Source organism: Pedobacter zeaxanthinifaciens, assembly GCF_003313335.1.
GTDB classification, from domain to species: domain Bacteria; phylum Bacteroidota; class Bacteroidia; order Sphingobacteriales; family Sphingobacteriaceae; genus Pedobacter; species Pedobacter zeaxanthinifaciens.
Genome location: NZ_QMHP01000003.1, coordinates 81,535 through 96,412, shown reverse-complemented (window position 1 = coordinate 96,412; position 14,878 = coordinate 81,535). Strand labels below are relative to the sequence as shown.

Sequence of the window (14,878 nt, the reverse complement as noted above, 5' to 3'; positions counted from 1 at the left end):
TTTGGACGACTTCCCATTTGATGTGAAGTTTAAGATAGTGAGATTTGAGCTAACAGTTATTAAACCACGTTCAGATGCGATTACCATTTCAGGACAGGGCGGTAACTTTACTGGTGCGGTGAGAAGTGCAATTAATGCGGTTTCTCCAGGTACTAGGGTTATTTTTGATCAAATTGTTTCTCAAGGTCCTGATGGAAGACAAAAAGTATTACCTGCATTGGTATTTACAGTAAAATAAATTTAGATAGAACCGATTTAATTTGTTGTACAATTTAAATCGGTTCATCAAGTGAAAACAAAAATGATACAGATGAAAAAGATTACGTTATCACTGTTTTTTTTAATGGCCTTAGCGGTTGTTGGTTTTGCTCAGAAGAAAAAAACCACTACTCAAACTAAGAAGCCTGCAGTATCCACACCGGTTACAACAGCAGCTCCTGTACAAACTGCTCCGCCAACAGCAGCGGTAGAGAAGCCTAAAAAAGCGCCTAAAGTGAAACCAAAGGACGGTTATGCTATTGAACGTGAACTGAGAGATACAGCTTCGGAAAAGGCTTTTTTACCTGTCATTAAAGATGAAGATGTAGTTTATACAAAGCGTGTTTGGAGAGATATCGATTTGCGTGATACCATTAACGGTGTACTTAATTATCCGAAGGCGAGATTAATTGAAGTGTTGTTAAATCACATTAAAAATGAAGAATTAACAGCCTACAATCCTAAAAATCCAACAACTTTGGATGATGTAGATAACTTTGATTTTCCTTTAGATACCACTGAAGCAATTAGATTGGCTAATGGTACCGTAAACGTAACTAATAATAAAACCGGTACAGTAACGCAAGTTGCTGGCGAATTTAACCCGGCTTTATTTTTAAAATTCAGAATTAAGGAAGACTGGGTGTTTGATGGTAAAAGAGGCGTTTTTGAACCTCGTATCATTGCTATAGCTCCATTAAAGCTAAATGACCAAACCAAGGAGTGGCAACCAGTATTTTGGATTGCTTATGAAGAGGCTAGAGACATTTTGGCAACCAAAAGATTGTTTAGTTCTTTAAATGATTCTTCACCATTAAGCATGGATGATTTCTTTATCCACCGTTTGTTTTCAAGTAATATTGTGAAAGAAACTAATGCGGGCGACTACAAAGTAAAAGATCTAATCAGTGATCCTCGTCAGCGTTTGTTAGAGAGCGAGCGTATCAAGAAAAAAATGGCAGATATGGAGCAAGGACTTTGGGAGTACTAAGCGCCATCGAACGAAATAATAAAAAGAGCAAATCGATAAGGTTTGCTCTTTTTTCATTTTATTGAGATCTTCATTGCGAGGAACGAAGCAATCCTAAAGCATAATGTTGCTAGACCTTCAAGGTTGTACGATCGCTTCATGCCTTGCCAGACTACTTTTTCAATCGCTTTTAAACTTCTTCCGTATTATTAAAATAATTCAGCAGTGTAATTACTTGCTTTTTATTGAGTACGCTAGCTAAATCTTCTGCGCTTGCTTCCTTGATTTTCTTCACGGATTTAAACTGCTTAAGTAACTTGTCGGCAGTGTTTTTGCCAATACCTTCTATCTCTTCCAATTCAGTTTTTAAAGTTCCTTGGTCGCGTTTTTTGCGGTGAAAGGTAATGCCAAATCGGTGCGCTTCATCACGTAATTGCTGAATGATTTTCAGTGTCTCTGATTTTTTGTCAAGATACATCGGTAAGCTATCACCAGGGTAAAAAAGCTCCTCTAACCTTTTGGCAATGCCGATGACGGTTACTTTTCTATCGATGCCCAATTTCTTTAAACTACTCACGGCAGACGAAAGCTGTCCTTTACCACCATCAATGATGATCAATTGAGGTAAGGGTTGATTTTCTTCTAACATGCGTTTGTAGCGCCTGTAAACAGCCTCTTGCATGGTAGCAAAATCATTAGGGCCTTCTACTGTTTTCACGTTGAAGTGCCGATAATCTTTTTTACTAGGTTTGGCATCTTTAAATACCACAATAGCCGAAACAGGATATTTGCCTTGAAAGTTAGAGTTGTCAAAACACTCAATATGATGCGGCAGCTGTGTTAGCCGCAAATCATTTTTCATTTGCGTAAGGAGACGTTCAGTACGTAGTTCTGGATTTAACTTTTCGTATTGGTTAAGCTTCTCCTTTTTGAAGAACAGCACGTTTTTTTCCGAAAGTTCCAATAAGTTTTTCTTTTCACCAAGTTTAGGGACGGTGAGTTTTATGTTCTGATCATCTAAAGGTATTTCAAAAGGTACAATGATTTCTCTCGATGTACTCTTGAATTTAGTTCTGAATTCAGCAATAGCAATAGATAGCAGTTCTTCATCGCTTTCGTCCAAACGTTTCTTAATTTCGATAGTTTGGGTTTGTATAATGCTACCATTCATTACTTTCAGGTAGTTCACAAAAGCGTAACGTTCATCGCTGGCAATGCTTACCACATCTACATTTGTAATAGCGCTGCTTACCACGGTGGATTTACTTTGGTATTTTTCCAACACATTGAGCTTCTGCTGATAGCTATGAGCTAGTTCAAAGTTCAGATTCTCTACTGCATTTTTTACCACCTGCTTAACATCCTTAATTACAGTGCTAATTTTCCCATTCAATATGTCCTTTATTTCGGCTATGTTTTGCTCGTAATCGGCTTTGCTTTGGTAATTTTGACAAGGCCCCTTACAGTTACCAATTTGGTATTCCAAACAAACCTTAAATTTGCCTGCATTGATATTTTCTTCTGTTAGGGGTAAGTTGCAAGTTCTTAAGGTATAAGTTTCTTTAATTAAGCCTAAGATGGTATGCATCATTCCTACAGAGGCATAAGGGCCAAGGTAGATAGAGCCATCTTTAATCATTTTACGGGTGGAGAAAACACGGGGAAAGGGTTCTTTTTTTATCACAATCCAAGGATAGGTTTTGTCATCCTTTAGCATGATATTGTAGCGAGGCTGGTGCTTTTTAATTAAGCTATTTTCCAACAACCAAGCATCTATTTCAGTATCAACAATGGTAAAGTGTATACGCCTAATTTTGGAAACCAATACCCTGGTTTTTCCGTTGAGCTGTTTATCCTGTACAAAATAGGAGCTTACCCTGTTCCGTAAATCCTTTGCTTTTCCGATATAAATCAACTGATCATCAGCATCAAAATATTGATAAACTCCGGGTTTGTGTGGGATATCCTTTATTGCTTTTTTATAATCGAAACTGCTCATTACGGTTACAAATTTAAACTAAAAAAACGATTTAAATTTTCATTCTCAGCTATCAGACGAGGAAATGAATTGGTTGCGTATAAAAAAATAAGACCCCGCAGGTTTATGAAGCCTACGAGGTCTTATTGGATATTTATTTACTAGAAACCTAGTTTTTTGTCTAATTCAGTAGGAGTTTGCTCTTGTTGCTGGTATTGATTACAATCGTAAACAATGCTCACCCCGCTTGTTGGTGGTGCAAAGTCATTTTTACCCACTTTTAAATTAGGGTTACCATATACACGCCTCATAAAGCCTGCGTAAATTGGCAGGGCAGAGTTAGCTCCCTCGCCATAACTTGTGCTGGTAAAATGGAAAGCTCGGTCTTCGCAACCTGTCCATACTCCGGCTACCAAATCAGGTGTAATGGCCATAAACCAACCATCAGAGTTATTTTGGGTAGTACCAGTTTTACCACCAATTGGAGCGTTAACTTTATACTTGTAGCTTAATCTAGAGCCTGTACCACCTGTTACCACGCCACGTAGCATACGGGTCATCACGTAAGCCACTTCTTCATTCATGGCAACTTTGATAATTGGCTTGCTTTCGTAAAGTACAACACCATTTTTATCTTCAATTTTGGTAATGAAGTTAGGTTGTGTCCAAACACCTTTATTAGCGAATACACCATAAGCACCAACCATATCATAAATAGAAGCATCGAAAGTACCTAGGCAAATGGATGGCACAGCAGGTACATCGCTGGTAATTCCCATTTTTTTGATTTCATTAACTACTGCAGTAGGGCCAACTTGTTTCATGAGGTAGGCTGCGATATAGTTTTGCGAATAGGCTAATGCTTTCTGTAAGGTGATTGATCCCGGAAGTGGCGTGCCAGAGTTTCCAGGAGTATAAGGTTTGCCATAGCCTTCGATGGTTACAGGCTCATTAGGTACCGTTAAGCAAGGCGAATAGCCATTTTCAATAGCAACAGCATAGGTAAATGGCTTAGCCGTTGAACCTACTTGACGGGTACCCACTTTTACTTGGTCGTATTTAAAGTGCTCGAAATTAATACCACCCACCCAAGCTTTGATATCCCCTGTTTTTGGATCCATGGCCATCATGGCATTACGAAGCAATAACTTGTAGTATTTTACCGAGTCGATGGGTTTCATTACCGTATCGATATTACCCTTCCAAGTGAATATGGTTAATTTGGTTGGCGTATTGAAATCTGCGTTAATTTCATCATCCGATTTATCTTCCAATTTCAATGCCTTGTACCTGTCAGATCTTTTTATGCCCTGATCAATCAATTTTTCCATTCCTCTAAAAGGATTTCTCCCTTTCCAACTCTTGCTAAACTGATCTTGCAGCGTTTTCATGTATTCTTTCTGTGCCTCTTCTGCATACACTTGCATATCGTAGTTGATAGTAGTGTATACCTTAAGCCCATCTCTATCCAAATCGTACGGCGTACCATCAGCTTTGTTAATGGACCTTTCTTCAAGAATTTTCTTGATTTCACTTTTTAGCACTGATCTAAAATATGGTGCAATTCCATCGTTGTTACTTGCAGCATTAAAATGTAGGTTCAAAGGCTTTTCTTTTTCGCCTGCAAATTCATCCTGACTGATATAACCCTCCTTAACCATGAGTGCCATAACAGTGTTTCTACGTTCCAAAGATCTTTCTGGATTTTTAGTAGGGGAGTAACGGGTAATGCCCTTTTGCAATCCAATCAAAACAGCAGCCTGCGGAATCGTTAATTTATCAGGAGTGGTATTAAAATATACCCTTGCCGCAGATTTGATGCCGTAAGCATTATTTCCGAAATCAACCGTGTTTAAATACATGGTGATGATTTCCTCTTTGGTATAATTGCGTTCCAGTTTAATGGCAATAATCCATTCTTGGAATTTTTGGATGATACGTTTTGAGAAATTTTTTGCTCGCCCTTCTTCAGAGAAAAGATTTAGCGCTAACTGTTGGGTGATGGTACTACCACCTTGCTTTTTACCTGTTAAAGCATAAAGGAAAATGGTGAATGTACGTTTAAAATCAATTCCCGAGTGAGAGCGAAAACGGATATCCTCCGTTGCGATAAGCGCATTAATTACGTTGGGAGAAATCTCGCTGTAATTAACGTTCGATCTGTTTTTCACAAAATAAGTACCTAATACTTTTCCATCTTCAGAAATTACCTCTGTAGCTTCGTTGCTTTTGGGGTGTTCAATAGCCCTAAAAGAAGGGATATCTCCAAAAACGCCCAAGCCTATCATTAAAATAAAGATGGCAAATGCTAACACACCAAAAATTAGTGCTTTCCAAATTCGCCAATTGTATTTCTTTATTAATTCTGGTGTTAAAGTGCTGCTTCTTCTATTGTTACTATAATTCATTGTTGCTGATGTATCTGATGTACCTTTCTAAAGTGTCACGGTTGGTGATTTTTTCTAGGTTTTCCTTACTAATAGCAAAGGTAGTATAATTAGCGGCAGGTACTTTCATAATTCTGCCTAATTGTGGTTTTATGTTCTGATAATATGCTTGTACGTTAGTTACGCTGTTAAAGTCGCCCACAATAATCAACTGATCTTGGTCAAGCTCCCTCAATTGGTGGCGTAAATTATTACCGGCGTAGTTTCCGCGATTAAACTGGCCAATGCCAAAACGAGAGCTACTTACATTTAAGGTGTTGGTATTAACTGCAACCACTAGGTAGTAGGTGCTTGAAGAAGCCGGATTAAACAATGTTTCCTTCACCGGTTCCGGTTTGATAGTGGCTGTAGCAACACTGTCTTTTTTTGGTGCTGCAGCAATAATTACGCTATCCTTTTTCGGTACAGAAGCAATAATTGCGCTATCTTTTTTAACTTCAGGCAACTTCGCCACTACAGTATCTTTTTTCTTCTCAATAGGCGCTACAACAGGTTCTTTTTTTACCTCTTTTACTGATTCCTTTGGTTCTGGTTTAGGTGCTGCTTTGGCTATCACCGGTTCTTTTACCTGAGGTTTCTCAACAGGCTTTTCAATAGGTTTTTCAACTGGAGGAGCTACGTAAATTTTTTTGTTACCAGATGGATCAAGCACATTGGCTATAATTGGCTCATTTAGTCTGATGCCAGTTTTGTTTTCCGCAAATGGTAACTCATTAGGGTCGTAACTTGGCAAAGCAATTTTTCGCTTTTTAAACTCTGGTAAATGCGCATTTACGTAAACAATATGCTGATCAACCAATGGCTTTATCAATTTGTCTGCCTTGTACTTTTCGGCTATTTCATTAAATGCGGCCAATAATTGATCTACATTTTCAGTTCGGCCTATAGCGATGGACTTTAAATAGGCATATTGCGCTTCCATTGCATTGCCTGGAAAACGCTGGTTAATTGCATTTACCCCTGTAATTACATCGCCAAATTCTTTGCTTTGGAGTTTGGTAAATAGCGTTTCGTACGTTCTATTTAAGGTAGCTTCTAGCTGATTTTGTTTAGCGGAAAAATTAGGGTCTAGTATTATTTTTGCATAAACGGAATTGGGATATTTGCTCAATACCAAATTTTTATACTCAGTCACTTTCCCGTTGTCAATGCCTTGGTTAGCTAGGTACAAGCTGTAATAAATCATATCAAGTTTTGCATTGTTCGGAAATCTCTTTAACAAAGTTTGATAAGTTTTAATAGCCTCTGGCTTATCGTTCAGCACTTGCTGATAGAAACTGCCCATTTCTAAATAAGCATTAATTAACTTTTGATTGGATGCCTCCAATTGGACCGGAGTGAGCGGGATAGAGTCCAGATATAATGTTGCTTTGTTTGCTCCGGCATTGGATTGCGCTGCCGCGTTATCAGGACTTGTAGGTAAAGCCCCAATGCCGTCGTTAACCGCTACCGCTGTCAAGGTTTGCTCCTGACTTGACTTGTTGCTTTGTCGCCAGTTAGGTTCTAATTTTCTGTTGCCCCAACGCTTTTTAAACTCGTTAAAGCCTCTACTAATGGCATTGGCATTTGCGAAATAAAAAGAACTGTTGCCCGACGAAAATGAAGAGCCATTAGCTTTGCCGCCCTGTTGACCGCCACCCGAAGTGCCATTACCGGCAACTATTTTAGGTTGTTCTAACGATGCGAAATAATTGCTTAAAGCCGAAGGACGTTGAGCATCTGGTAAAGAAGCAATACGCTGTAAAGTGTCCTGTAGGGAAATAGTTTCGTAACGTTGTTGTAAATAGGCCAAATTTTCGGCCTTATTGGCAATGGATGTATAAAGTGGATGCGTTTTTGGAAGCGTTAAAGCTGTGCTATCGTAATACTGCTTTGCGGCAACGTAATCATTGTAATGCTTAAAGTTTAAATCGGCTATTTTTAAATACGACATTGCTTTTTGCACATTGTTGCTAGTGCTATTGCGTACAGATAAATTGTAGTACTCTTCGGCCTTACCAAAGTTATTGTCGGCATAATAGTCTTCCGCAATTTCGAAATAAATCTGATCCTTAAAATCAGCATTTTTATCATCTTTCAGCATTCTTAATAAGGCCGCATTCCTGTCAAAATTTTTGCCAGCTAGTTGTTCATTAATCCTAATACGGCTTAATTTTGCATTAAAATACATGTCAAAAGCGGCATTACTTTTCTCTACTTTTCTGTAACTCGCTAAACTTTTATCGAACTGTTTTTGGTTTTCGTAAAGCTGCGCCAATGTATATGTCCAGTGGATTTTATTAAGATTGGTTGAGCCAGCTTTCAAGGCCTTTTCCAAATAATCAATAGCTTGTAGTTCATTGCCTTTGATCATGTTAATTTGTGCAATAGTCGCTAAAGCTTCTGCCTTTCCTCTTTTTACCGAATCAAGCTCAATTTTAACCGTGTCAATTACCTTTTCGGCACCATTAAGATCCTCCAATTCCAAAAGCGTTCTAGCTTTCCAGTTCAATGCATTTAAATATACCTTGTGGTTTTTTTTGTAAGCATTAGCTACATAATCAAAATAGGCATTGGCATTATAATATTTGCCCTGATAAAAATTGGTTTTTCCTAAAAGGATGTACGCATCATCAATGTAATTACTGAAGTTTTTTTCAGCAATAATGGTGCGGGCTTTCTGGTCTATTTCATCCAGCTGCTTCACTTTGGTGCCAGCAGTAGCCGCTTCTGCTAACGGTGGTGCGTAGTAAAGCGGTAAAAAGCTGTCAAAATTTTCTTTGTTACTTTGATTGATTCCCTCTAAATATTCATCCATTAAAACATTAGAGTTGTAAATAAGGTTATATCTTGCCGATAGATTTTGGAGCTTCCTATTGGCAACGGTGTCTTTTTGAGAGGAGCATCCATAAAGCAATGCGAGCAAGATGCCGCAAATTAAGATGCTGTATTTGTTTTTGCTGTAGGTATTCAAAAGGTTTTAAGTTATTTTGTATATAACAATATATCTGCAAAAATATTTTATTCGGCAATATAATCTTAATATTTTGAAGTATAATTTACTAATTCATAAATGTTTCAATGGACAATCAATCTAAACCGAGTTCGAATTTTATAAAATATACCGCCGTAGGCTTTCAGATGCTAGTTACCATTGGTTTGTCTGCTTTTATCGGCTATAAAATTGATCAACATCAGCATAATGAAAACTACATTTTTACGGCTATATTGGGGCTAATTGGTACAGCTGCTTCACTTTATCAGGTAGTTAAAGCACTTAATAAAGAAAAATAGCGGAGCCTTTACATCGCATTACTTACTTTTGGGAAAAAAATTGCAGTGACTTTATTACGATTCATTCCCTACTATGTTTTTTATTTGTTGTTGTTGGCTGGTTTAGCCTTGGGCATCAAGGGATTTTGGCCTCAAGCAATCACTTCCCACTTTTGGTTGATCTATGGTTTTTTAGCTGTGCTTACATTTTTGGCTTATTTACTGGCGGATTTTGGGATAAAAAGAAATCCTCAGACTGGTGTATTTGCAATTTTAGGCGCTGTGATCATAAAAATGTTGTTCGCCATGTCTTTTGTGCTGATTTACAGTTTAAAACGTGCTGACGCCAACCTTGTTTTTGGCCTCAATTTTTTTTCTTTATATTTATTGTTTACCCTCTTTGAAATATTAGGTTTGTTACGTAACTTGCGCCACCAAAATAAATAGTAAAAATCTGCGAGTAAATGGATTATAACCGAGTTTTTGTGTCGAAAGTTAGAAGGCTAATTGTTGTTTTTACGCTTTTTTCTGCGTTTTTAGGATTTGGAGCTACTGCTTTTGCGCAAACTGATAGCGTAGCTCATCATGTTCAGGAAGCAACCGCTTCTGCTGCTCATGGCGAAGAGCATAAACAGGAAGAAAAAGCTTTCGATATTACTTCCTTTATTTTTCATCACATTAGTGATAGTCACTTTTTTACTGTTTGGGGTCATGGAGAGCATGGTTTGCATTTGCATTTGCCAATTATCCTTTGGACTAACAACGGTTTAGTTACTTTTAGTTCATCAGCTTTTAATTTTGATGATGCAGGTAAGGTGGTTGTTGAGAAAAACGGACAGCGTTTTGCCATTGCTCATAATAAAATTTACTATGCAAACGCAACTGCTGATGCGCATGGTTCATATGTTTCGCACATTGCGAACGAAAAAGGAGAAGAGATTGTAACCAATGCTAGGCCGCTAGATTTTTCTATCACTAAAAATGTTTTCAGTATGTTGCTGTCTGCAGTAGTGCTTTTAGTGGTATTTACTTCGGTAGCTTCAGCCTATAGAAAGAGAGCTGGTCAGGCGCCTAAAGGAATGCAGTCTTTCTTAGAGCCCATCATTATGTTTGTTCGTGATGATATTGCTAGACCAAACCTTGGACATAAATATGCGGCTTTCATGCCTTATTTATTATCGGTGTTTTTCTTTATCTGGTTAAATAACATGTTGGGTTTGGTGCCTTTCTTCCCGGGTGGTGCTAACGTAACTGGTAATATTGCTATGACAGCTGTTTTAGCGCTTTGTACTTATTTGATTACAACATTTAAAGGTAATAAGGATTACTGGAAGCACATCTTCTGGATGCCGGGTGTTCCTGTGCCGATGAAAATTTTCTTAGCTCCATTGGAGTTAATTGGTACGCTAACTAAGCCTATTGCATTGGCAATTCGTTTGTTTGCTAACATTACTGCGGGCCACATTTTGGTGATGTCGTTATTGTGTTTGATTTTTATCTTCAACTCTATAGCGGTGGCTCCTGCTTCTATTTTCTTTGCGGTATTTATTGGGTTGATCGAATTCTTAGTGGCGTTCATCCAAGCCTTCATTTTTACAACATTATCTGCCCTATTTATTGGTATGGCGGTAGAAGAGCATCATTAATTAGAACATAATTGTTAAACAATATAAATAAATCAGAAAAATGACTGGAACATTAGCTGCAATCGGCGCAGGCTTAGCTGCAATTGGCGCTGGATTAGGTATCGGTAAAATTGGTGGTTCTGCGATGGAATCAATCGCTCGTCAACCAGAAGCCGCTTCAAAAATTCAAACTGCTATGCTTATCGCTGCTGCCTTTATCGAGGCTGTTGCGTTATTCGCAGTAGTAGTTTCTTTGATCGCAAATTAATCAAAGAAGAAAAAAGATAAGCACCTTTTCGGGGTTGCCGTTAAGGTGCTTGTTTAAAAGTTTAACATAAAAAAATATAATCATACAAAATGGATTTATTAGTTCCTGAAATTGGATTGTTGGTTTGGAATACGATATCATTCCTTTTATTGATTTTCTTATTGGCGAAGTTTGCTTGGAAGCCAATCATGAAAGGAATTCACGATCGTGAGAAAAGTATCGATGATGCATTGAACAAAGCTGAATTGGCTAGACAAGAGATGAGTCGTTTGAGTTCTCAAAACGAAGAGTTGATGAAACAAGCTCGTGAAGAACGTGACCAGATTTTGAAAGAAGCTAAAGCTTTAAAAGATAATATCGTTAACGAAGCTAAAAACCAAGCGCAAGCAGAAGGTGCTAAGTTAATTGAGAAAGCTCGTATCGAGATTGAAAACCAAAAGAAAGCTGCTTTGGCAGAGTTAAAAGGTCAGGTTTCGGCTTTATCTTTAGATATTGCTGAGCGTGTTTTGCGTACACAATTAGATGATAAAGCAAAACAACAAGAGCTAGTTAACAATTTGTTGAAGGACGTTGAATTAAATTAAGTTATAAGTATTACGTTTTAAGTTTTAGGTTTTTAGTGCTTGATGTTTGTCAGCAACTTATAACTTACCACTTACAACTTACAACTAAAATATATGTCAAGTAAAGCAGGAGCTAGGTACGCAAAATCATTATTGGATCTTTCAAAAGAGCAAAATGCTGTTGAAGAAGTGAAAAATGATATGGTGTTTTTTGAACAAACGGTTGATAACAGTCCAGAGTTAGAAGCCATTTTGAAAAACCCAATAGTGCCTTTAGATAAAAAACAAGGTATTTTACAAGGTGTTTTTGGTGGTAAAGTACATGCCATTACCGAAAGTTTCTTGAAACTAGTAGTTAACAAAGGCCGTAGTGCAATTTTATTTGACACTGCAAAGCAATTTGTTGCTCAATACAATGCAATTAAAGGTGTGGTAACAGCAGAGGTAACTTCAGCAACTGCGCTAACTGAAGCCAACAAAACCGAAGTAATTGCTTTGGTTAAAAAGGAGCTTGGTGCTAGTGAAGTGGTGATCAAAGAAAAAGTAAATCCAGCTTTAATTGGCGGTTTTATTTTAAAAGTTGATGACAAGCAGTTTGATGCTAGTATTGCTAGCGGCTTAGCTAAACTTAAAAAGGAATTTGCTAGTTAGTAGGGAGATTTGAGTATTGAGTATTGAGATTTGAAGATACAACGATAACAAAGGAACTACAGAAATTATAATCCCGATGTAAAACCGGGACTGAAATAACAAAAGAGTAAGAGATTACATTTACAAAAAGATATCAAAATAACATAAAATTATGGTAGAGGTAAGACCAGACGAAGTTTCGGCAATTATCAGACAGCAATTGGCCGGCTTCAAATCAGAAGCTGAACTTGAAGAAGTTGGTACGGTATTGCAAGTGGGCGATGGTATTGCTCGTGTTTACGGCTTAACCAAAGTTCAGAGTGGCGAGCTTGTTGAGTTTGCTAACGGATTGCAAGGAATTGTATTGAACCTTGAGGAAGATAACGTAGGTGTGGTATTATTAGGCCCATCAGACGAGATCAAAGAAGGCGATACCATTAAACGTACTAAAAAAATTGCTTCGATTAAAGTTGGTGAAGGCATGCTTGGTCGTGTAGTGAACACCTTAGGTGAAGCTATTGATGGTAAAGGCCCAATTTTAGGCGAAACTTATGAAATGCCTTTAGAGCGTAAAGCACCTGGGGTAATTTATCGTCAGCCAGTAAACGAGCCTCTACAAACTGGTATCAAAGCTATCGATGCGATGATTCCAATTGGTCGTGGCCAGCGTGAGTTGGTTATTGGTGACCGTCAAATTGGTAAAACTGCGGTTTGTATCGATACCATCATCAACCAAAAAGAATTTTATGAGGCTGGTCAGCCAGTTTTCTGTATCTATGTAGCTTGCGGTCAAAAAGCAAGTACAGTTGCAAACATTGTACGTACTTTAGAAGAGAACGGTGCAATGCCATATACCGTGGTAGTTTCTGCTAGTGCTGCTGAGCCTGCTCCATTACAGTTCTATGCTCCGTTTGCTGGTGCAGCTATTGGCGAGTTCTTCCGTGATACTGGACGTCCTGCATTAATTGTTTATGATGATTTATCTAAACAGGCTGTGGCTTACCGTGAGGTTTCATTATTATTGAAACGTCCTCCAGGTCGTGAGGCTTATCCAGGCGACGTTTTCTACTTACACTCACGTTTGTTAGAAAGAGCTGCGAAAATCAACGCTAACGATGATATCGCTAAAAACATGAACGATTTGCCTGAGTCGATCAAACATTTGGTAAAAGGTGGCGGTTCATTAACTGCATTGCCAATTATCGAAACTCAAGCTGGTGACGTTTCTGCATATATCCCTACTAACGTAATTTCAATTACTGATGGTCAGATTTTCTTAGAGTCGAACCTGTTCAACTCTGGTATTCGTCCGGCAATTAACGTAGGTATCTCGGTATCACGTGTAGGTGGTAATGCACAAATCAAATCAATGAAAAAAGTGGCTGGTACATTAAAGTTAGACCAAGCGCAATACCGTGAGCTAGAGGCTTTCTCTAAGTTCGGTTCTGATTTGGATGCTGCTACTAAATCTGTATTGGATAAAGGTGCTCGTAACGTAGAGTTCTTGAAACAAGCACAGTTTACACCATTTAAAGTTGAAAATCAGGTAGCAATGGTTTACGCAGGTACTAAAAACTTAATGCGTAGCGTACCTGTAAGTAAGGTTAGGGAATTTGAAGCAGATTATTTACAAGCATTAGAAATGCGTCATCCAGAAACATTAGCAGCATTAAAAGCTGGTAAATTTGATGATACCATTACTGGTGTATTGGAAACTGTAGCAAAAGAAATTTCAAGTAAATATTAATTAGATTATAAGTATTTAGTAGTTAGTATTTAGATTTTTATCTATTACTAATTACTAAATAGCTAACTAAAATATAAGTGTTTAGAAGTTGTCTTTAGACTTCTTTTGTCTAACTACTAACTACTAACTACTAAATACTAACAAATGGCCAATTTAAAAGAAGTAAGAAATCGTATTGCCTCGGTGCAGTCAACTCAGCAAATTACCAAAGCAATGAAAATGGTATCGGCTGCTAAGTTGAAGCGTGCTACTAACGCAATTGTTCAATTACGTCCTTACGCAACCAAGTTGAAAGAAATTTTAGGAAATCTTTCGGCTAGTTTGGAGGGTTCAACATCTCCGTTTATCGAAGAGAGAGAGCCAAACAAAGTATTAATTGTTGCTGTGTCGTCAAATAGAGGTTTAGCTGGTGCGTTTAATATGAACGTTATTAAAACAGCTAATAACTTAATTGCCGAAAAATATAGTGAGCAATTTAAGAAAGGGAACGTGAGCATTGTTGCTATCGGTAAAAAAACACAAGATTTTTACGAGAAAAGAGGCTATAATGTTATTGGCAACAATAACGAGGTATATGCAGATTTATCTTTTGAAAATGTAACAAAAATTACCGATGCGATTATGGCTGGTTTCGTAGACGGTAAATACGATAGGGTAGAAGTAGTTTACAACAGATTTAAAAATGCTGCCGTTCAAATTTTAACTTCAGAACAATTATTACCTCTTCCAAAATCTGAAGAAGCGGTTAGCACCAAAGAAACTAACGTAGACTATATTTTAGAGCCTAGCAAAGAAGAAATCGTAACCGAATTGATTCCTAAGTCTATCAAAATTCAGTTATACAAAGCTGTTTTAGATTCTCATGCCTCTGAGCATGGTGCACGTATGACATCAATGGATAAAGCAACTGAAAATGCTGGTGATTTGTTGAAATCATTAAAATTAGCTTATAACCAAGCTCGTCAGGCTGCAATTACAACCGAGTTAACCGAGATTGTAAGTGGAGCAGCAGCGTTGAATGGCTAAAATAAGTTCATTTGCTCACTGATTCATTAGGCAAATCACTAAAAAATATAAACCCTTATCGTTTTTCGATGAGGGTTTTTTTATTGAAACTTTTAATCTGCCTTCATCTTTTCG

General features: G+C 37.7%; 13 protein-coding genes. 10 read left to right on the top strand and 3 right to left on the bottom strand.

Annotation, left to right across the window (positions count from 1 at the left end; genetic code table 11):
* Position 1 precedes the first annotated feature (1 nt).
* Positions 2-238 (top strand): GldM family protein, encoded by a 237-nt coding sequence (locus DUT68_RS18655; protein WP_370738850.1) that lies wholly within the window; start codon positions 2-4, stop codon positions 236-238.
* 72 nt (positions 239-310) lie between these two features.
* The gene (porN, locus tag DUT68_RS05340) at positions 311-1,249 is read left to right on the top strand and encodes a type IX secretion system ring subunit PorN/GldN (RefSeq protein WP_237088265.1); all 939 of its coding nucleotides are present in this window, start codon (positions 311-313) and stop codon (positions 1,247-1,249) included.
* A gap of 169 nt (positions 1,250-1,418) precedes the next feature.
* Here the strand turns inward: porN and uvrC are convergent, their stop codons facing one another.
* The 3 genes from uvrC to porW all read right to left on the bottom strand — a co-directional run bounded on the left by uvrC (position 1,419) and on the right by porW (position 8,606).
* Positions 1,419-3,227: an excinuclease ABC subunit UvrC gene (uvrC, locus tag DUT68_RS05335; RefSeq protein ID WP_113636487.1), complete on the bottom strand. Its 1,809-nt coding sequence runs from the start codon at positions 3,225-3,227 to the stop codon at positions 1,419-1,421.
* A 140-nt stretch (positions 3,228-3,367) separates the two neighbouring features.
* A complete protein-coding gene (locus DUT68_RS05330) occupies positions 3,368-5,614 on the bottom strand; it encodes a transglycosylase domain-containing protein (protein WP_113636485.1) in 2,247 nt (748 codons plus the stop codon).
* Positions 5,604-8,606 (bottom strand): type IX secretion system periplasmic lipoprotein PorW/SprE, encoded by a 3,003-nt coding sequence (gene porW, locus DUT68_RS05325; protein ID WP_157960780.1) that lies wholly within the window; start codon positions 8,604-8,606, stop codon positions 5,604-5,606. The genes DUT68_RS05330 and porW overlap by 11 nt, the downstream gene beginning before the upstream one ends.
* Before the next feature lie 107 nt (positions 8,607-8,713).
* On the opposite strand from porW, the gene DUT68_RS05320 reads away from it, so the two are divergent.
* From DUT68_RS05320 to atpG, 8 genes are all read left to right on the top strand, one after another.
* Positions 8,714-8,926 (top strand): AtpZ/AtpI family protein, encoded by a 213-nt coding sequence (locus DUT68_RS05320; RefSeq protein WP_113636481.1) that lies wholly within the window; start codon positions 8,714-8,716, stop codon positions 8,924-8,926.
* A gap of 93 nt (positions 8,927-9,019) precedes the next feature.
* Positions 9,020-9,352, top strand: a complete 333-nt coding sequence (locus DUT68_RS05315; protein ID WP_237088264.1) for a hypothetical protein — start codon at positions 9,020-9,022, stop codon at positions 9,350-9,352.
* Between the two features lie 17 nt (positions 9,353-9,369).
* Positions 9,370-10,551: a F0F1 ATP synthase subunit A gene (atpB, locus tag DUT68_RS05310; protein WP_113636476.1), complete on the top strand. Its 1,182-nt coding sequence runs from the start codon at positions 9,370-9,372 to the stop codon at positions 10,549-10,551.
* Between the two features lie 40 nt (positions 10,552-10,591).
* Positions 10,592-10,798: an ATP synthase F0 subunit C gene (atpE, locus tag DUT68_RS05305; protein ID WP_113636474.1), complete on the top strand. Its 207-nt coding sequence runs from the start codon at positions 10,592-10,594 to the stop codon at positions 10,796-10,798.
* Positions 10,799-10,887: 89 nt separating this feature from the next.
* Entirely contained in the window at positions 10,888-11,382 is a 495-nt protein-coding gene (locus DUT68_RS05300; protein ID WP_113636472.1) for a F0F1 ATP synthase subunit B, read from the top strand.
* A gap of 93 nt (positions 11,383-11,475) precedes the next feature.
* On the top strand, positions 11,476-12,012 hold the full coding sequence (gene atpH / locus DUT68_RS05295; protein ID WP_113636470.1) for an ATP synthase F1 subunit delta: 537 nt from the start codon (positions 11,476-11,478) through the stop codon (positions 12,010-12,012).
* Between the two features lie 151 nt (positions 12,013-12,163).
* Positions 12,164-13,738: a F0F1 ATP synthase subunit alpha gene (gene atpA / locus DUT68_RS05290; protein WP_113636468.1), complete on the top strand. Its 1,575-nt coding sequence runs from the start codon at positions 12,164-12,166 to the stop codon at positions 13,736-13,738.
* Between the two features lie 144 nt (positions 13,739-13,882).
* Positions 13,883-14,764 (top strand): ATP synthase F1 subunit gamma, encoded by an 882-nt coding sequence (atpG, locus tag DUT68_RS05285; protein WP_113636466.1) that lies wholly within the window; start codon positions 13,883-13,885, stop codon positions 14,762-14,764.
* Positions 14,765-14,878 lie beyond the last annotated feature (114 nt).